15 protein-coding genes, 5 tRNA genes and 1 rRNA gene are annotated in these 19,905 nt (G+C 57.5%); all 21 read right to left on the minus strand.

Annotation, left to right across the window (positions count from 1 at the left end):
* Positions 1-34: 34 nt before the first annotated feature.
* Positions 35-2,137: an elongation factor G gene (gene fusA / locus HNR38_RS13920; RefSeq protein WP_183705340.1), complete on the minus strand. Its 2,103-nt coding sequence runs from the start codon at positions 2,135-2,137 to the stop codon at positions 35-37.
* An 18-nt stretch (positions 2,138-2,155) separates the two neighbouring features.
* A complete protein-coding gene (gene rpsG / locus HNR38_RS13925) occupies positions 2,156-2,626 on the minus strand; it encodes a 30S ribosomal protein S7 (RefSeq protein WP_183705349.1) in 471 nt (156 codons plus the stop codon).
* 115 nt (positions 2,627-2,741) lie between these two features.
* Positions 2,742-3,116 carry a 30S ribosomal protein S12 gene (rpsL, locus tag HNR38_RS13930; RefSeq protein WP_183705351.1) on the minus strand — a complete coding sequence of 125 codons (375 nt, stop codon included), beginning with the start codon at positions 3,114-3,116 and terminating at the stop codon, positions 2,742-2,744.
* Between the two features lie 166 nt (positions 3,117-3,282).
* A complete protein-coding gene (gene rpoC, locus HNR38_RS13935) occupies positions 3,283-7,497 on the minus strand; it encodes a DNA-directed RNA polymerase subunit beta' (protein WP_183705353.1) in 4,215 nt (1,404 codons plus the stop codon).
* A gap of 76 nt (positions 7,498-7,573) precedes the next feature.
* Entirely contained in the window at positions 7,574-11,650 is a 4,077-nt protein-coding gene (rpoB, locus tag HNR38_RS13940) for a DNA-directed RNA polymerase subunit beta (protein WP_183705356.1), read from the minus strand.
* A gap of 243 nt (positions 11,651-11,893) precedes the next feature.
* Entirely contained in the window at positions 11,894-12,271 is a 378-nt protein-coding gene (rplL, locus tag HNR38_RS13945) for a 50S ribosomal protein L7/L12 (protein WP_183705358.1), read from the minus strand.
* 39 nt (positions 12,272-12,310) lie between these two features.
* The gene (rplJ, locus tag HNR38_RS13950; protein ID WP_183705360.1) at positions 12,311-12,841 is read right to left on the minus strand and encodes a 50S ribosomal protein L10; all 531 of its coding nucleotides are present in this window, start codon (positions 12,839-12,841) and stop codon (positions 12,311-12,313) included.
* Between the two features lie 242 nt (positions 12,842-13,083).
* Positions 13,084-13,782: a 50S ribosomal protein L1 gene (gene rplA / locus HNR38_RS13955; RefSeq protein ID WP_183705362.1), complete on the minus strand. Its 699-nt coding sequence runs from the start codon at positions 13,780-13,782 to the stop codon at positions 13,084-13,086.
* A 1-nt stretch (position 13,783) separates the two neighbouring features.
* Positions 13,784-14,215 (minus strand): 50S ribosomal protein L11, encoded by a 432-nt coding sequence (gene rplK / locus HNR38_RS13960; protein WP_183705364.1) that lies wholly within the window; start codon positions 14,213-14,215, stop codon positions 13,784-13,786.
* A 104-nt stretch (positions 14,216-14,319) separates the two neighbouring features.
* Positions 14,320-14,853 carry a transcription termination/antitermination protein NusG gene (nusG, locus tag HNR38_RS13965; RefSeq protein ID WP_183705366.1) on the minus strand — a complete coding sequence of 178 codons (534 nt, stop codon included), beginning with the start codon at positions 14,851-14,853 and terminating at the stop codon, positions 14,320-14,322.
* A gap of 12 nt (positions 14,854-14,865) precedes the next feature.
* Complete coding sequence (gene secE, locus HNR38_RS13970) at positions 14,866-15,234, minus strand: preprotein translocase subunit SecE (protein ID WP_183705368.1); 369 nt, start codon at positions 15,232-15,234, stop codon at positions 14,866-14,868.
* A gap of 33 nt (positions 15,235-15,267) precedes the next feature.
* A tRNA-Trp gene (locus HNR38_RS13975) sits at positions 15,268-15,343 on the minus strand.
* Positions 15,344-15,415: 72 nt separating this feature from the next.
* A complete protein-coding gene (gene tuf, locus HNR38_RS13980) occupies positions 15,416-16,612 on the minus strand; it encodes an elongation factor Tu (protein WP_183705370.1) in 1,197 nt (398 codons plus the stop codon).
* Positions 16,613-16,663: 51 nt separating this feature from the next.
* Positions 16,664-16,739, minus strand: a tRNA-Thr gene (locus HNR38_RS13985).
* 10 nt (positions 16,740-16,749) lie between these two features.
* Positions 16,750-16,824 (minus strand) — tRNA-Gly (locus HNR38_RS13990).
* A gap of 10 nt (positions 16,825-16,834) precedes the next feature.
* Positions 16,835-16,918: transfer RNA gene (locus HNR38_RS13995), tRNA-Tyr, on the minus strand.
* A 36-nt stretch (positions 16,919-16,954) separates the two neighbouring features.
* Positions 16,955-17,030, minus strand: a tRNA-Thr gene (locus tag HNR38_RS14000).
* A gap of 31 nt (positions 17,031-17,061) precedes the next feature.
* On the minus strand, positions 17,062-17,700 hold the full coding sequence (locus tag HNR38_RS14005) for a hypothetical protein (RefSeq protein WP_183705371.1): 639 nt from the start codon (positions 17,698-17,700) through the stop codon (positions 17,062-17,064).
* The gene (locus HNR38_RS14010) at positions 17,697-18,431 is read right to left on the minus strand and encodes a type III pantothenate kinase (RefSeq protein ID WP_183705374.1); all 735 of its coding nucleotides are present in this window, start codon (positions 18,429-18,431) and stop codon (positions 17,697-17,699) included. The genes HNR38_RS14005 and HNR38_RS14010 overlap by 4 nt, the downstream gene beginning before the upstream one ends.
* Entirely contained in the window at positions 18,428-19,393 is a 966-nt protein-coding gene (locus HNR38_RS14015; protein ID WP_183705376.1) for a biotin--[acetyl-CoA-carboxylase] ligase, read from the minus strand. The genes HNR38_RS14010 and HNR38_RS14015 overlap by 4 nt, the downstream gene beginning before the upstream one ends.
* Before the next feature lie 423 nt (positions 19,394-19,816).
* A 5S ribosomal RNA gene (gene rrf / locus HNR38_RS14020) occupies positions 19,817-19,905 on the minus strand; the annotation flags it as partial.

Raw genomic sequence — 19,905 nt, forward strand, 5'->3', positions numbered from 1 at the left:
GGTTACACCTCTTCCTGTTTCTCAGATCCTGGGATCAACTCTGTTTGATGATTGCATCGGCAATGTTCGAAGGAGCCTCGGAATAACCGGCGAACTCCATGGAGTAAGACGCCCGGCCCTGCGTTGCAGAACGCAGATCGGTGGCGTAACCGAACATTTCAGCCAGCGGAACCTCTGCCCGGATCAGCTTACCGGACGGATTCTCGTCCATACCCTGAACCAGACCACGACGACGGTTCAAATCACCGACGACATCGCCCATGTATTCTTCAGGGGTTACGACTTCCACCTTCATCATCGGCTCCAGCAGTGCCGGACTTGCTTCCAGCGCGCCCTTCTTCATCGCCATGGAACCGGCGATCTTGAAGGCCATTTCGTTGGAGTCAACGTCGTGGTAGGAACCATCGTAAAGGGTTGCCTTGATACCAAGGAGCGGATAGCCGGCCAGACAGCCGTTCTGCATCTGCTCTTCGATACCCTGCTGAACTGCCGGGATGTATTCCTTGGGAACAACACCACCAACAATTTCGTTCACAAAGATGAAGTTCTCGGTATCTTCATCCAGCGGCAGCGGCTCAAGCTTGATCTTGACGTGACCGTACTGACCACGACCACCGGACTGACGAACAAACTTGCCTTCAACATCCGCAGGACTGCGAATGCACTCACGGTAGGCAACCTGCGGCTTACCGATGTTGGCTTCAACCTTGAACTCGCGACGCAGACGGTCAACGATGATGTCCAGGTGCAGCTCACCCATACCCGAGATGATGGTCTGACCGGACTCTTCGTCGGTCTGGACACGGAAAGACGGATCTTCCTGGGCCAGTTTGCCCAGCGCAACGCCCATCTTTTCCTGGTCCGCCTTGGACTTCGGCTCAACCGCAACGGAGATAACCGGCTCGGGGAACTCCATGCGCTCGAGAACGATCTTGTGGTTCTCGTCACACAGGGTATCACCGGTGGTCACACTCTTCAGACCGATCGCAGCAGCGATATCACCAGCCAGTACTTCTTTGATTTCCTGACGCTCTTTGGAGTGCATCTGCACCATCCGGCCGACACGCTCTTTCTTACCCTTCACAGAGTTATAGACAGCGTTACCGGATTCAAGCTTACCGGAGTAAACACGGAAGAACGTCAGAGTCCCCACAAACGGGTCAGTCGCGATCTTGAAGGCCAGGGCCGCGAAAGGCGCATCATCATCCGCCTGACGGGTTTCCTCGGTACCTTCGTCATCCACTTCACCGCGGATCGCCTTGACTTCGTCCGGCGCCGGCAGGAATTCGATCACGGAGTCCAGTACGGCCTGAACACCTTTGTTCTTGAACGCGGAACCACAGGTGGCAACGACGATTTCGTTGGCCAGGGTACGCATCCGCAGACCTTTCTTGATGTCCTCAATGGAGAGTTCGCCCTCGTCGAGGTACTTCTCCATCAGCTCTTCATTGGCCTCGGCGGCGGACTCGACCATTTCCTCGCGGTATTTGGCGACTTCGTCGGCCATTTCCGCAGGAACGTCTTTCTGCTCGTAGGTTGCACCAGCGTCTGCGTCGTTCCAGTAGATTGCCTTGTTACGGATCAGGTCGATCACGCCGGCAAACTCATCTTCAGCGCCGATCGGCAGCTGGATGGGAACACAGTTCGCGCCCAGACGGTTTTTGATCTGGTCAACAACACGCATGAAGTTCGCGCCTGCACGGTCCATCTTGTTGACGAACACCATGCGGGGGACTTCGTACTTGTTGGCCTGACGCCATACCGTTTCGGACTGAGGCTCTACGCCGGAGGAGCCACAGAAGACCACGACCGCACCGTCGAGAACCCGCAGGGAACGCTCAACTTCGATGGTGAAGTCAACGTGGCCCGGGGTGTCGATGATGTTGATGCGGTGTTCCGGGTACTGCTTGTCCATACCCTGCCAGAACGTAGTGGTCGCAGCAGAGGTAATGGTGATACCACGCTCCTGCTCCTGCTCCATCCAGTCCATGGTGGCCGCGCCATCATGAACCTCACCGATCTTGTGGGAGATACCGGTGTAGAACAGCACCCGCTCGGTGGTAGTGGTTTTACCCGCATCCACGTGCGCACAGATACCAATGTTTCTGTAACGTTTAATAGGAGTCTTGCGTGCCACGATATAAACCTCGGCTGTTTAGAAACGGAAGTGGGAGAAGGCCTTGTTGGCTTCTGCCATGCGATGTACGTCTTCGCGCTTCTTCACAGCGGCACCTTTGCTGTCTGCCGCATCAAGAATCTCGCCGGCCAGACGTTGCGCCATGCTTTTCTCACCGCGCTTCCGGGAAAATTCAACGAGCCAGCGCATGGCCAGCGCGTTCTGACGGGAAGGCCGTACTTCCACAGGCACCTGGTAGGTAGCACCACCCACACGACGGGATTTAACCTCAACCATCGGCTGGATGTTTTCCAGGGCCTTCTCGAACATTTCGATCGGCTCTTCCTTGGATTTGTCGGCAACAATATCGAGCGCGCCATAAACAATGCGCTCTGCAACCGCCTTTTTGCCGCTTTCCATCACGTGGTTGATGAACTTGGCAAGACGTGCACTGCCGAATTTCGGATCGGGAATAATCTCCCGTTTAGCTGCAACTCTTCTTCTAGGCATCGATAAGCCCTTATATATCTAAAAGGTCTTCAGGAACCCCTGAGATAGCAAACTGCTACTCAGCCTTACTCTTACCGTTCTGACAAGCAACGATAAAAGACACCCGTGCGGGACATCAGGACTTGGGTCGTTTAGTACCGTACTTGGAGCGACCCTGCTTACGGTTCTGAACACCCTGGGTGTCCAACGTACCGCGAACAGTGTGATAGCGCACACCTGGCAAGTCCTTTACTCGACCGCCACGGATCAGCACAACACTGTGCTCCTGAAGGTTGTGACCTTCACCACCAATGTAAGACGAAACCTCGTAGCCGTTGGTCAGACGAACACGGCACACTTTACGCAGTGCTGAGTTCGGCTTCTTCGGCGTAGTGGTGTACACGCGAGTGCACACACCACGGCGCTGAGGGCAAGCCTGGAGCGCGGGAACGTCGCTCTTGGCTGCACTGCGCTTGCGAGGCTTACGTACCAACTGATTAATCGTTGCCATGTAAGCAAACTCCAAAAAAACCATTCCAATGAAACTTACCCCCAGCAAAGGGGGTAAAATTTAAGGGACGCAAGTGTAAGCCTGCGCCCCGGGTCAGTCAAGATGACTGATCTCTTTTTAACCAGCCTCCGGATAGGTAACTACCCGGAGGCTGGTGGCGAGCTCATCAGCTTTCGCGGTTGAGCTCGGCGCTCAGAGCCTCTTCAACATCCGCGGCACTGACGCCCTGCTGCTCCATCTCACGCTTGCGACGGCGCTCGTTATGGTAGGCAAGGCCGGTACCGGCCGGAATCAGGCGGCCCACAACCACGTTCTCTTTCAGGCCACGCAGGTAATCCCGCTTGCCGGTAACGGCGCCTTCGGTAAGAACGCGAGTGGTTTCCTGGAACGACGCGGCCGAAATGAACGACTCGGTCGCCAGAGAGGCCTTGGTGATACCCAGCAGCAGACGCTCATAACGTGCCGGCTGCTTGTCTTCGGCCATGGCCTTTTCGTTTTCTTCCAGGACCTGGTTGATTTCCACCTGGTCGCCTGACAGCAAGGTTGTCTCGCCCGGGTCGGTGATTTCGACCTTACGCAGCATCTGCCGAACGATAACCTCGATATGTTTATCGTTGATGACAACACCCTGCAGACGATAGACGTCCTGGATTTCGTTGGTGATGTACTTGGCCAGTTCGACCACACCCAGCAGACGCAGAATGTCATGCGGATTGGACGGACCGTCGGAAATCACCTCGCCTTTCTCAACCGTTTCACCTTCGAACACGTTGAGCTGACGATGCTTCGGAATCAGAACCTCGTAGGCATCGTCGTCCTTCGGCGTGATTACCAGGCGCTTCTTGCCCTTGGTTTCCTTGCCAAAGGATACCGTACCGCTGATCTCAGCCAGGATGGACGATTCCTTCGGACGACGGGCTTCGAACAGGTCGGCAACCCGCGGCAGACCACCGGTGATATCCCGGGTCTTGGTGCTTTCCTGCGGAATCCGGGCCACAACATCACCCAGTTCAATCCGCGCACCATTGGCCATGGTTACCAGGGCGTTGGCCGGCAGGTGATAGACCGCCGGTGCGCCACCAGGCAGCTCAACGTCGTTACCGGAGTCATCAACCAGCTGGATGGCAGGACGCAGGTCCTTACCAGCCGCCGGGCGATCCTTCGGATCCAGAACTTCCATGGTGGAGAGACCGGTGAGTTCATCGGTCTGCGTACGCACGGTAATGCCCTGCTCCATGTTGCCAAAGCGTGCAACACCCTCGGCTTCGGCGATGATCGGGTGCGTATGCGGATCCCACTTGGCCACAACCACGCCAGCGTCAACCTGGTCACCGTCCTTGACGGACAGTACGGCGCCGTACGGGAGCTTGTACCACTCACGTTCACGGCCCTGCTCGTCGGCAACCGCCAGAGCAGAGGAGCGGGAGACCACGACCAGAGTACCGTCCGCTTTTTCGATGGACTTCAGATTATGCAGGCGGACCTTACCACCGTGCTTGACCTGAATGTTATCGACCGCAGAGGCCCGGCTTGCCGCACCACCGATGTGGAAGGTCCGCATGGTCAGCTGGGTACCCGGCTCACCGATGGACTGGGCGGCGATAACACCGACGGCCTCACCCACGTTGACCTCGTGGCCGCGGGCCAGGTCACGGCCATAGCACTTGGAACAGATGCCGTGACGGGTCTGACAGGTGATCGCGGAACGCACCCAGACTTCGTCCACACCGGCACTCTCGATCATTTCGACGGTTTTCTCGTCGAGCAGCGTGCCCTCGGCAACAACGGCGTTTTCCTTGTCCGTCGGGGTAAACACGTCCCGGGCTGTGACACGACCCAGTACACGATCGCCCAGCGGCACAACAACGTCGCCACCTTCGATGTGCGGCGTCATCAGCAGGCCTTCTTCGGTACCACAGTCCGACTCGGTGACGACCAGATCCTGGGACACGTCGACCAGACGACGGGTCAGGTAACCGGAGTTCGCCGTCTTCAGGGCGGTATCCGCCAGACCCTTACGGGCACCGTGTGTCGAGATGAAGTACTGGAGTACGTTCAGACCTTCACGGAAGTTCGCGGTGATCGGCGTTTCGATGATCGAGCCATCCGGCTTCGCCATCAGACCCCGCATACCCGCCAACTGACGGATCTGGGCCGCGGAACCCCGGGCGCCGGAATCGGCCATCATGTAGACGGAGTTGAAGGATTCCTGCATCAGGTCCTCACCGTCTTCACCCTTGACGGGGTTGCCGTCCGGACCGATGACCTGCTCTTTCGCGAGCCGGTCCATCATCGCCTTGGAAACCTTGTCGTTGGCGCGGGACCAGATGTCGATCACCTTGTTGTACTTCTCGCCCTGGGTCAGCAGACCGGACGCGTACTGGTTCTCGATGTCTTTCACTTCCTCGGTCGCCGCATCCACCAGCTCGTACTTCTCCGGCGGAATCTCGAAATCGTTGAAGCCGATGGAGATACCGGAAACGGTGGCGTAGTGGTAGCCCATGTACATCAACTGGTCCGCGAAGACCACGGTGTCCTTCAGACCCGCTTCCCGATAACAGGTGTTGATCAGGTTGGAGATGGACTTCTTGACCATCGGCTTGTTGATCACGTCATAGGACAGACCGTCGGGCACGATGTCGTACAGCAGCGCCCGGCCAACGGTGGTCTCAACAATGCGGAAGCTCTCAGTTGCAGAACCGTCTTCACTGGCCTCGACTTCGCGTACGCGCACCTTGACCTTGGCCTGCAGGTCCACCTTGCCGGCACCGTAGGCGCGATGCACCTCTTTGGCGTCGGAGAAGACCATGCCTTCGCCCAGGGCAGCGTGACGCTCACGGGTCATGTAGTACAGACCCAGAACCACGTCCTGGGACGGCACGATGATCGGCTCGCCGTTCGCCGGTGACAGCACGTTGTTGGTGGACATCATCAGCGCGCGGGCTTCGAGTTGGGCTTCCAGGGTCAGCGGCACGTGGACCGCCATCTGGTCACCGTCGAAGTCGGCGTTGTAGGCCGCACACACCAGCGGGTGCAGCTGGATGGCCTTGCCTTCGATCAGAACCGGCTCGAACGCCTGGATACCCAGACGGTGCAGGGTCGGCGCCCGGTTAAGCATGATCGGGTGCTCACGGATGACTTCGTCCAGGATGTCCCAGACCACGCCTTCCTCGCGCTCGACCATTTTCTTGGCGGCCTTGATGGTGGTCGCCAGGCCACGGTGCTCAAGCTTGGAGAAGATAAACGGCTTGAACAGCTCCAGGGCCATCTTCTTCGGCAGGCCGCACTGGTGCAGACGCAGGTACGGGCCGGTCACGATCACGGAACGACCGGAATAGTCGACCCGCTTGCCCAGCAGGTTCTGACGGAAACGACCCTGCTTACCCTTGATCATGTCGGCAAGCGATTTCAGCGGGCGCTTGTTGGTGCCGGTAATGGCACGGCCACGGCGGCCGTTGTCCAGCAGCGCATCGACCGCTTCCTGCAGCATCCGTTTCTCGTTGCGCACGATGATATCGGGCGCGTTCAGTTCGAGCAGGCGCTTGAGACGGTTGTTGCGGTTGATCACCCGACGGTAGAGATCGTTCAGGTCGGAGGTGGCAAAACGGCCGCCGTCCAGCGGTACCAGCGGACGCAGATCCGGCGGCAGCACAGGCAGCACGCTCATGATCATGTCGCCCGGCTTGTTGCCGGAATACAGGAAGGCCTCAAGGATCTTGAGACGCTTGCTCAGTTTCTTGATCTTGGTTTCGGAATTGGTCTGCGGAATTTCTTCGCGCAGGGTATCCACTTCCGCCTGAAGATCGATGTCTTCGAGCAGTTCCTTGATCGCTTCGGCACCCATGCGCGCGTCGAATTCATCACCGAATTCTTCCAGCGCTTCATAGTACTGCTCGTCGTTCAGCAGTTGGCCGGTTTCCAGCGTGGTCATGCCCGGGTCGATCACGATGAACGACTCGAAGTACAGGACCCGCTCGATATCACGCAGGGTCATGTCCAGCATCATGCCGATGCGGGACGGCAGTGATTTCAGGAACCAGATATGGGCGACCGGGCTTGCCAGCTCGATGTGCCCCATACGCTCACGACGGACACTGGCCAGTGCAACCTCGACACCACACTTCTCACAGATGACGCCGCGATGCTTGAGACGCTTGTACTTACCGCACAGGCACTCGTAATCCTTGATCGGGCCGAAAATCTTGGCACAGAAAAGGCCGTCACGCTCGGGCTTGAAAGTGCGGTAGTTGATGGTCTCGGGCTTCTTGACCTCACCGAAGGACCATGAGCGAATCATGTCGGGAGATGCCAGCCCGATACGGATGGCATCAAATTCCTTGCTCTGATTCTGGCTCTTGAGAAGATTCAGCAAATCTTTCATCAGTAAAAGCTCCGGATGGCGTTAATCTCGGGCGGGTGCACAAGGCACCCGCTCACGCTGCCAAAAATGTTTCGGCTCACTCGGATTCCAGCTCGATGTCGATACCCAGCGAGCGGATTTCCTTGACAAGAACGTTGAAGGATTCGGGCATGCCCGGCTCCATGCGATGATCGCCATCGACAATGTTCTTGTACATCTTGGTCCGACCGTTCACGTCGTCAGACTTCACGGTGAGCATTTCCTGCAGGGTATAGGCGGCACCGTAGGCCTCCAGAGCCCAGACTTCCATCTCACCGAAGCGCTGACCACCGAACTGAGCCTTACCACCCAGCGGCTGCTGGGTAACCAGACTGTAGGAACCAGTGGAACGCGCATGCATCTTGTCGTCAACCAGGTGGTTGAGCTTGAGCATATACATGTAGCCCACGGTTACCGGGCGATCAAAGGCTTCACCGGTACGGCCGTCGTAAAGCTTCACCTGGCCACTGGGATCCATATCCGCCAGTTCCAGCATCTGCTTGACCTCAGCCTCCTTGGCGCCGTCGAAGACCGGCGTCGCCATCGGAACACCCTCGCGGAGGTTGCCGGCCAGAGTCAGGATTTCCTGATCGTTCAGGGAATCCAGATCGACCTTGAACACCTCGTCTGAGTGGTTATAGACCTGATCCAGCAGTTCGCGCAGCTCGGCCACCTTGCGCTGCTCTTCCATCATCCGGGAGATCTTCTCACCCAGACCCTTGGCGGCGGCACCCAGATGGGTTTCCAGAACCTGACCGACGTTCATCCGCGACGGTACACCCAGCGGGTTCAGAACCACGTCAACGGTGGTGCCGTACTCGTCGTGCGGCATGTCTTCGATCGGCATGACCGCGGAGATAACACCCTTGTTACCGTGGCGGCCGGCCATCTTGTCACCCGGCTGGATACGACGTTTGATCGCCAGATAGACCTTGACGATCTTGAGCACGCCCGGGGCCAGATCATCGCCCTGCTGAAGCTTCGATTTCTTGTCGTCGAAACGGGCTTCGTGCTCTTTCTTGCGATCTTCCAGGCCCTGCTCGGATTTCTCGAGCAGTTCGTTCAGCGCCTCATCCTTCATCCGGAGCTTGAACCAGTCCGGACGCGGCAGTTCTGCCAGATAGGCCTCGTCCAGTGTCGCGCCTTTCTTCAGACCCGGGCCACTGATGACTTCCTGGCCTTTCAGGGCATTGGTCAGACGCTCGTAAGTTGCGCCTTCAACGATCCGGTACTCGTCCTTCAGATCCTTGCGGTACTTGTCCAACTGCTCTTTCTCGATGGACTGGGCACGCTGATCCTTCTCAATACCGTCACGGGTGAAGACCTGCACGTCGATCACCGTACCGCGGGTACCGGTGGGTACGCGCTGGGAGGTATCCTTAACGTCAGACGCCTTCTCACCGAAGATGGCACGCAGGAGCTTTTCCTCCGGCGTCAGCTGGGTCTCGCCTTTCGGCGTGACCTTACCGACCAGGATGTCACCCGGGCCGACTTCGGCACCGATGTAAACGATACCGGACTCATCCAGCTTGGACAGCGCGCTTTCACCGACGTTCGGGATGTCCGCGGTGATTTCCTCGCTACCGAGCTTGGTATCCCGGGCCACACAGGTCAGTTCCTGGATGTGGATGGTGGTCAGGCGATCTTCCTGAACCACTTTTTCCGAGATGAGGATGGAATCCTCAAAGTTATAGCCGTTCCACGGCATGAACGCGATGCGCATGTTCTGGCCAAGGGCCAGCTCACCCAGATCCACGGACGGGCCGTCGGCGAGAACATCGCCACGAGCAACCACATCACCCTGGCTCACGATGGAACGCTGGTTGATGCAGGTGTTCTGGTTCGAGCGGGTGTACTTGGTGAGGTTGTAGATATCCACACCCGCGTCACCGGCTTCGGTTTCACCGTCGTTGACACGAACCACGATCCGTGCCGCATCGACGCTTTCGATGACGCCACCGCGACGTGCCGTGACACAGACACCGGAGTCCTGTGCGACTGTCCGCTCAACACCGGTACCGACCAGCGGTACCTGAGCTTTGAGGGTAGGCACAGCCTGACGCTGCATGTTCGCACCCATCAGGGAACGGTTGGCATCGTCGTGCTCCAGGAACGGAATCAGGGATGCCGCCACCGACACCACCTGGCGCGGGGAGACGTCCATGAAGTTGACCGCTTCCGGCGGTGCAACGGTGAACTCGTTCATGTGCCGGACGGTAACCAGTTCGTCGTTCAGACGATTCTGCTCATCGGTGCTGGCACTGGCCTGGGCGATGATGTAATTGCTCTCTTCAATCGCGGACAGGTACACCACTTCGTCGGTCACCTGGCCATCCACCACCTTCCGGTACGCACTTTCCAGGAAGCCGTAGGAGTTGGTCCGGGCATAGGTAGCCAGTGAGTTGATCAGACCGATGTTCGGACCTTCCGGGGTCTCGATCGGGCAAACACGACCATAGTGCGTCGGGTGCACGTCACGAACCTCGAAGCCGGCACGTTCACGGGTCAGACCACCAGGCCCAAGCGCGGAAATACGGCGCTTGTGGGTGACTTCAGATAGCGGGTTGTTCTGATCCATGAACTGGGACAGCTGGCTGGACCCGAAGAATTCCTTGACCGCAGCAGCTACCGGCTTGGCATTGATCAGGTCCTGCGGCATCAGGCCTTCGCTTTCCGCCAGGCTCAGACGTTCACGAACCGCGCGTTCGACCCGGACCAGGCCGACACGGAACTGGTTCTCGGCCATTTCGCCAACACTACGGATACGACGGTTGCCCAGGTTATCGATGTCATCAACCTGCCCCTGACCATTACGGATAGAGATCAGGGTCTTGAGGACGTCGATGATGTCCTGGTGCGCCAGAATGCCTTCACCTTCGCTCTCTTCACGACCCAGACGACGGTTCAGCTTCATCCGGCCAACCGCAGACAGGTCATACCGCTCTTCAGAGAAGAACAGGTTGTTAAACAGGTTTTCCGCCGATTCTTTGGTAGGCGGTTCGCCCGGGCGCATCATCCGGTAGATTTCAACCAGTGCCTCGAGCGGGGTGCGGGTCGGATCGATACGCAGGGTATCGGACATGAACGGACCGCAGTCGAGATCGTTGGTGTACAGGGTCTCAACGTCCTTGACACCGGCTTCCAGAATGGTGGAAACCACTTCTTCGGTGAGCTCGGTATTACACTCCACCAGCACTTCGCCGGAGGACTGGTCAATCATGTCCTTGGCCAGGACACGGCCGTAAACGTACTCAACCGGCACGTCCAGCTCGGTAATACCGGCTTTTTCCATCTGCTTGATGTGGCGCGCGGTAATACGGCGGCCTTCCTCGACGATCACGCTGCCGTCGGGATCCTTGATGTCGAAGGTGGCAATGTCGCCACGCAGACGGCTCGGGACCAGCTCCAGCTTGCATGTTTCCTCACCCAGGGTGAAACGGGTGGTATCGAAGAACATGTCAAGAATCTGCTCGGAGGTGTAACCCAGAGCGCGCAGCAGGATGGAGGCCGGCAGTTTCCGACGACGGTCGATCCGGACAAACACGGAATCCTTCGGATCAAACTCGAAGTCCAGCCAGGAGCCGCGATAGGGAATGACCCGCGCGGAATACAGCAGTTTGCCGGAGGAATGAGTCTTGCCCTTGTCGTGGTCGAAGAACACGCCCGGCGAACGATGCAACTGGGAAACAATAACACGCTCGGTACCGTTGATAACGAAGGTACCGTTTTCAGTCATCAGGGGCATTTCGCCCATGTAGACTTCCTGTTCCTTGATGTCCTTGATCGCCTTGTTGGAGGAATCCTTGTCATAGATGATCAGGCGGACTTTTACACGCAGCGGCGCGGCATAAGTTACCCCCCTGAGCTGACATTCCTTGACGTCGAACACCGGCTCCCCGATACGATAACTCACGTATTCGAGTGCGGCGTTGCCAGAGTAACTGACAATCGGGAATACGGATTTGAAGGCTGCGTGAAGACCGGTTTCCCGGCGGTCCTCAGGAGCGGCTTCCATTTGCAGGAAGTCCCGGAATGAATCGAGCTGAATAGACAGCAAATAGGGGACACCCATCACGGAAGGCAATTTACTAAAATCTTTGCGAATCCGCTTTTTCTCAGTATAGGAGTAAGTCATCTGCATTCCCCAGCTTTAGACCTGATACCTGGTATCAAGAAGCAATCAAATGTTCTGCTTCGGGGCCGAATTGCTCGGCTTGTCGCGCCGTCTTGAACAAGACTCTGGTCACTGGCCTTCGCTTACGCTTTCGGCCGACTTCAACACACCAGAATCTATAGCATATACAACAGAAAAAGGCCGGTGGCTCAGAGCCACCAGCCCATCCATGCTTATCGCACGGTGTCGATCAACAGCCGACGATTACTTGAGCTCAACAGAAGCGCCTGCTTCCTCAAGTTTCTTCTTGGCTTCTTCGGCGTCGTCTTTGGAAGCGCCTTCTTTAACAGTTGCCGGAGCACCGTCAACCATTTCCTTGGCTTCCTTCAGACCCAGACCGGTCAGCTCACGAACGGCCTTGATAACGTTGACTTTCTTCTCGCCAGCGCCGGTCAGAACCACGTCGAATTCGGTCTGTTCTTCAGCGGCAGCGGCTTCGCCACCACCAGCGGCCGGAGCAGCGGCAACCGCGGCTTCAGCAGAAACACCGAACTTCTCTTCCATAGCTTCAACGAGCTCAACAACTTCCATTACGCTCATTTCAGCAATTGCATTCAAAATATCGTCTTTAGACAGAGCCATGACTTTCTCCCAAAAGTTTCAAAATGGTGTTAAACAGAATCAAGCAGCTTCGCGCTTCTGATCGCGGACTGCTGCTACAACACGCGTAACCCTGCCCGGAATATCGTTCAGGCTGCGTGCGAGCTTGGTAACTGGTGCCTGGGTAACAATGGCCAGCTTGGTCAACGCTTCGTGGAGCGTCGGCAGCTTGGCGAGGCGATCAATCTGATCAGCGCTGTAGAATTCACCACCTACAGCCAGACCCTTGATTTCGAAAACCTCTTTCTCCTTGGCAAAATCCTTCAGCAGGCGAGCGCCGGCACCAGGATCTTCCATGGAGAAGGCCAGGATGGTCGGGCCAACCAGAGCTTCGTCGATGCACTCGAACTCGGTGTCACGAATGGCGATCTTGGCCAGGTTGTTACGAACAACCTTCAGACGCACATTTTCGGCACGAGCCTTGGCACGAAGCGCGGTCATGTCACCAGAGGTGACGCCGCGGTAGTCAGCCATAACCACAGACAGAGCAGTACCAGCAGTCTCGTTGACTTCAGCGACGATCGCTTTCTTGTCTTCGAGTCTAATTGCCACTGGTTTTCTCCTTGATTTCGCCGGTCTATCCGGCAAACCCATCATTGCCCGGGAACGCTCGCCCCCGCCTTTCGGCGGGGAGAGGCTACCCTTTGGGCGCCTTAACGGTGTTTGGGTTCAGAGAGAACGTCTTCACACCGTCTGCGCAGGCGTTGCTTTAACCCTTGTGGCGCATTCGCACCTCGGGGGCCTGCGGTCTTTGACAGCCTTGGCTTCCGCCCAGACTACAAAGTAACTACCGATCAGATGCTCAGAGTGCTCTGGTCGATAGCCAGGCCAGGACCCATGGTCGACGACAGGGTGATCTTCTTGAGATACACACCTTTCGCGGACGCAGGCTTGGCCTTTTTCAGATCTGCCACCAGAGCTTCAAGGTTTTCCTTGATGTTCTGGGCAGAGAATTCAACATTGCCCAGCGGGGCATGAATGATGCCGTTCTTGTCAGTCCGGTACCGGACCTGACCCGCCTTGGCATTCTTCACGGCCGTCTCGACATCCGCAGTCACCGTGCCCACTTTCGGGTTCGGCATCAGACCACGCGGACCGAGGATCTGGCCCAGCTGACCGACAACACGCATGGCATCGGGAGTCGCGATAACCACGTCAAAATCCATGTTGCCTTTCTTGACGTCTTCAGCCAGCTCGTCCATACCGACCACGTCGGCACCGGCGGCGGTGGCTTTCTCGGCGTTGGCGCCCTGGGTAAACACAGCGACACGAACGTTCTTACCGGTGCCGTGAGGCAGCACGGTGCTGCTGCGTACAACCTGGTCGGATTTACGCGCATCGACACCCAGGTTAACAGACACGTCAACAGATTCTTTGAACTTCACGTTCTGGCCCAGCTCGACCAGCAGCTCTACCGCCTCGTCTACGGTGTAGCTGCGGGTTGCCTCAACCTTTTCGCGAATCAGCTTCTGGCGCTTAGTCAGTTTTGCCATCTTAGAGGCCCTCCACGTTCAGGCCCATGCTGCGGGCAGTTCCGGCGATAGTGCGAACAGCTGCATCCATGTCGGCGGCAGTCAGGTCCGGCTCTTTGGTCTTGGCAATTTCCTCGAGCTGCGCCCGAGTAACAGTGCCAACCTTGTCGGTGTTCGGCCGACCGGAACCGCTCTTGATGCCAGCTGCTTTTTTCAGCAGAACCGGCGCAGGCGGGGTCTTGGTGATGAAGGTGAAGCTACGGTCACTGTAAACGGTGATGACCGTCGGAATCGGCAGACCTGGCTCCATACCCTGAGTCTGGGCATTGAAGGCCTTACAGAATTCCATGATGTTAACACCGCGCTGACCCAGTGCCGGACCAACGGGGGGACTCGGGTTGGCCTGACCGGCAGCAACCTGAAGCTTGATGTACGCTTCGATTTTCTTTGCCATTTTAATCTCCTATGGGTTCGAACGCCTCTCGGCTCCCCTGTTTCAGACACAAAAAGCCCGCAACGCATCGTGGCGAGCGAGCTCTTGCTTTTTTGGGTGCGGGCTTACTCTTTCTCGACCTGACCGAACTCCAGTTCGACCGGAGTAGAGCGACCGAAAATCAGCACCGCAACCTTGACCCGACTCTTGTCGTAGTCAACTTCTTCTACCACGCCGTTAAAGTCTGCAAACGGACCTTCAACAACGCGAACAATCTCACCTGGCTCGAACAGCGTCTTCGGCTTGGGCTGATCAGCACCGCTTTCGACACGGCGAAGAATAGCTTCAGCCTCACGCTCGGTAATCGGAGCCGGCTTGTCTTTTGTGCCACCGATAAAACCAAGAACCCTCGGCGTATTCTTGACAAGATGCCATGTCGCGTCATCCATTTCCATCTGGACCAGTACGTATCCAGGATAGAATTTACGCTCGCTCTTGCGCTTCTTGCCATCCCGCATTTCGACCACCTCTTCGGTCGGAACCAGGATCTCGCCAAAACGGTCTTCCATGCCTTCGAGCGCTACACGCTCTTTCAGAGTGCGCATCACATGCTTCTCGAAGCCAGAATACGCATGAACGACGTACCAGCGCTTAGCCATTGCACACTCCCATTAACCAATAAACCCGGCGACCAACCAACTGATCAGGGAATCCATACCCCAGAGAATCAGAGCCACCACCAGAACAAAGATCACCACAATCGCCGTGGTCTGAATCAGTTCAGGCCGGGTAGGCCATACCACTTTCCGGATCTCGACACGAGCTTCTTTCAGGAGCACGGCAAACCGACGCCCCCGGCCTGTCTGCAAAGCCACAAACGCAGCAACCAGGCCCAGAGCAACCAGCCCCAGCACCCGGTACAGCAGTGACTCAGCACCAAAATACAGATTACCCACAACACCGGCGGCAATCAGAACGAAAACAACCAGCCATTTCAGAGCATCGAAACGGCTGGCTGATTGAACGGCTTTTGACTCCATGGGAATCAGCTTATGTATCCGGAGTTAAAAAAATGGCAGGCCAGGAGGGAATCGAACCCCCAACCTGCGGTTTTGGAGACCGCTGCTCTGCCAATTGAGCTACTGGCCTGCACCGAAACCATTTAACGGTGCAACAAAAGGGCCACCAGAGCAGCCCTTCCGTTTTCAGATCAACCGCTAATTACTCGATGATCTTGGATACCACGCCGGCACCCACGGTACGACCGCCTTCACGAACCGCGAAGCGCAGGCCTTCTTCCATGGCGACGGGGACGATCAGGGTAACAGCCATCTTCACGTTGTCACCCGGCATTACCATTTCCACGCCTTCCGGCAGCTCACAGGAACCGGTCACGTCAGTGGTCCGGAAGTAGAACTGCGGACGGTAGCCCTTGAAGAACGGGGTATGACGACCACCTTCTTCTTTGGACAGGACGTAAACCTCACCTTCGAACTTGGTGTGCGGAGTGATGGAACCCGGTACCGCCAGTACCTGGCCACGCTCAACGTCGTCACGCTTGGTGCCACGCAGCAGCGCGCCAATGTTCTCGCCTGCGCGACCTTCGTCGAGCATCTTGCGGAACATCTCAACACCAGTACAGGTGGTCTTCTGGGTGTCACGAATACCAACGATCTCGATTTCGTCGCCAGTCTTGATCACACCACGCTCAACACGACCGGTCACAACAGTACCACGACCGGAGATGGAGAAGACGTCCTCGATCGGCATCAGGAACGGCTGATCGATGGCACGCTCCGGCTCAGGGATGTACTCGTCCAGGGCTTCTACCAGCTTCTTGACAGCGGTAGTACCCATTTCGTTGTCATCCTTGCCTTCCAGCGCCATCAGCGCGGAACCGGTTATGATCGGAGTGTCGTCACCCGGGAAGTCGTACTGGCTCAGCAGATCACGAACTTCCATTTCCACCAGTTCGAGCAGCTCTTCATCGTCGACCATGTCCGCTTTGTTCAGGAACACAACGATGAACGGTACGCCAACCTGACGGGACAGCAGGATGTGCTCACGAGTCTGCGGCATGGGGCCGTCAGCTGCGGAACACACCAGGATTGCGCCGTCCATCTGGGCCGCACCGGTGATCATGTTCTTCACATAGTCAGCGTGACCCGGGCAGTCAACGTGCGCGTAGTGGCGAGTCGGGGAATCGTACTCAACGTGGGAAGTCGCGATGGTGATACCACGCGCTTTTTCTTCCGGTGCGTTATCGATCTGGTCGAACGCACTGGCGCTGCCACTGCCCCAGACTTCGTGACAGACACGGGTCAGTGCCGCGGTCAGAGTGGTCTTGCCGTGGTCAACGTGACCAATGGTACCCACGTTTACGTGCGGTTTACTACGCTCAAATTTTTCTTTAGACATTCGACCAATCCTCCTGTCGACTCAGGATCGCAACGTTGACCAGACAAAAGATGGAGCTCATGGGCGGATTTGAACCGCCGACCTCACCCTTACCAAGGGTGTGCTCTACCAACTGAGCTACATGAGCAAAACCAAATTGGAGCGGGCAGCGGGAATCGAACCCGCGTCATCAGCTTGGAAGGCTGAGGTAATAGCCACTATACGATGCCCGCAAGCAATAAGTGGTGGAGGGGGCAGGATTCGAACCTGCGAAGCTTTCGCGTCAGATTTACAGTCTGATCCCTTTGGCCACTCGGGAACCCCTCCCGATCGAGCCCGCAACCGGACCCAACAAAACTTAAGTGGAGCTGGCGGACGGAATCGAACCCCCGACCTGCTGATTACAAGTCAGCTGCTCTACCAACTGAGCTACGCCAGCTCACGTTCGCCTCATCAGCGAGGGCGGTATACTACGGACTTTTACCGAGGCTTGCAACACCTTTACAGGCATCCCGATCGACAAACTCGATCTTTGTTTCGGTATCCGCTTCAACCGCTTGAAGCCGCTCAATTTCCGCACCGGCTTCAACCCTGAAAACGAGGGCGTATCCTATACGATTCCGGGGGAATTTGGCCAGTACCGCATCGGGATTTTTCCGTTTTTTTTCAGCCAGAACAGATTCAGCGGCGCTAAGGGACTCAAACAGACCGAGCGATATTGCATTGCGGTATTCGCCGGAGGCGACAATATAGGCATCCTCATCACCGCCAAGGGACTGTAGCCGCTCCAGTTCCTCGCGGGCCAGATCAAAGGACTCAAAAGGAATCAGTATCCAGTTCAAGGGAGCCAGCTCATGCCGGCCCTCCTTAACCAGGAACGGCACTCCCGCGTTCTGCCCGGCCGACATTGCTGCGTCGGGCGCTTCAAACCAGCCCAGCCGAACACACCGATAGCCCTTACTGATGCCATCACTTCGCTCCGGTAATTTCAGGGAGGACACCCGCGGGAGACTACCCGAGGCCACTGCGTGCTTTTCACCTCCGCCGGCCTGAAACACATACCAGAGCGCCAGATTGACGACCACCAGCCCGAGCACCAACCACTTCATTGGCCGGCCTCCTCCCTCACAACGAGTTCCAGACCCTCGAAGACGAGGTCCGGCAGGACATCGCCCTCCAGACCCAGTGCCGTCAGTCGCCGGGCGTCACCGCCTGTGATAACGATCCTTTCAAGTGAATGTGCGGCCACATCCTCCCGAATCTGCAGGATCAGTCCCCGCAAAAACCAGTTGAGCCCGTTATTCACACATTCAGACGTACTCCGTCCGGGGTCACATTCGAGCGTATCGTTACTCTGGAAGCCAATCCTCGCCGCATCGTGGTTGAGACTTTTGCGCATCATCTGCAGACCAGGGACAATGAAGCCCCCAAGGTGCTGGCCCCGGCCATCAACGTAGTCCGCCGTCAATGCCGTGCCGGCATCGATCACCATCAACGAGCAACGGTAACGGCACCAGGCCGCAAGCATCGCGTGCCAACGGTCGGCCCCCATCCGGCTCACGTCTTCATAGGAATTGCGCAGTCCCGAGCGCTCCCGCTCCGACCAGTAGCAACGGACCGGTGCGGACGTCACCCTGGCCAGTCGCTGGCATAGCACGTCAACGCCATCATCTGCCCCGACGGTCGACACAGCCACCTGCCGGATAGAAGATCCCAGTGAACGCAGGTCTTCAAACAGTGCAGAATCCTCCAGGGCGCCCCGCCCTGCGCCGACCAGGCCAGCGGCCGACAACAACTGCCACTTAACGTGGGTATTACCCGAGTCGACCAGCAGTATCATGAATCCGCCCGCAGGCTGATATCCCCGGCACGAACCGATACGCGCTCATCGGGGGCATCCAACTGGTAGTTACCGTATGCGTCGATACCGGCCCCTTTGCCTTCCAGGGAGCCCCCCCGGGCGCGCAGGTACCGCCCCTGAAAGATATCCCGTTTCTGCCACGCTTCCTGAAAGATCCTGAAACCGCTCTTCTCAAACTGTGCCGCGGTGGCCACCATCTCGCTGACCATGGCTGCGGCCAGGCGGTTCCGCTCCCAGGCAGCGTCCGGCCACTGTAACGCCAGGCTTGTCCAGGGCTGGTCGACGGACTCTACATTGGTCATGTGGACATTGATCCCAACCCCAGCAATTACCTGGACCTGACCCTCCTGGAGTTCGCCATGAATCTCGACCAGAATACCGCCGAACTTGCGATCGTTGGCGTACAGATCGTTGGGCCATTTTAGCCCGACGCCAGATGCGCCGTTCGCTTCTATGGCGTTGGCCACTGCAACGCCCAGGGCGAGGCTCAGACCATCGAGCGCAGAGAATCCCCCCTCCAGGGTCAGCCCGAGGCTCAGGTACAGATTTTGCCCCTTGGGGCTCGCCCAATCGCGCCCGCGCCGCCCCCTACCGGCTGTCTGACTATCCGCCAGGACGACCGGAATACATCCGCCCGCTCGTAACAGGTGGTCCGCCACCTCGCGGTTGGTTGAGCCGACTTCCGGGAGCACCGCCAAATCAATCCGGTTTTCCATGCCATCGGCGAGCCCGCTAACAATGGCTTCGTGACTGAGCAGATCCAGCTTCGACAACAACTGATAGCCCTGGCCCTTGATTGTCCGTATCTCGACGCCATCAGCCTGGGCCTTGCGGATCTGCTTCCAGACCGCCGTACGGGACACGCCCAGCGACTCCGCAAGGGACTCCCCGGAATGCACCTGTTGATCTTCGAGAAGCGACAATAGACTACTGATTTTCATTCGTTGACGGTCCTGAAGGAAAAGAATCTGCCGGGATTAAACACCAGGTAAGCCGCAAATACAAAAACGTCGACCCCGCGGCTTTTCTGTGGTCATAAAAAAAGCCCCGACAGCTTTCGCTGTCGGGGCTTTTAGGTATTAGGAGCCTGCACCCTCGCGAGGGTGACGATGACCTACATTGCTCACGCCTGGCGGCGTTCGGCCCTTCGGGCCCGTGGTTATCGAGGGTGCTAGAGGTCCGGACCGGCAGCGCGGAGCGCTGCAGACGATGACCCGGAGCGGCCCGGGGACGGACCGCTCGTGCGCGCCTACCGGAGCGGTGCTCCGGTTGCCTGTGGCACCGGCTTGCACACCCCGTAGGTCACTTTTGTGAGGCTAATAAAAAACCCCAGCACGTTGCCGTGCTGGGGTTTTGTATTAGGAGCCTGACGATGACCTACTCTCGCATGGGCCATGCCACACTACCATCGGCGCAGATCTGTTTCACTTCTGAGTTCGGGATGGGATCAGGT

Origin of the sequence: Marinobacter oulmenensis, from assembly GCF_014201735.1 — a bacterium.
GTDB classification, from domain to species: Bacteria; Pseudomonadota; Gammaproteobacteria; order Pseudomonadales; family Oleiphilaceae; genus Marinobacter; species Marinobacter oulmenensis.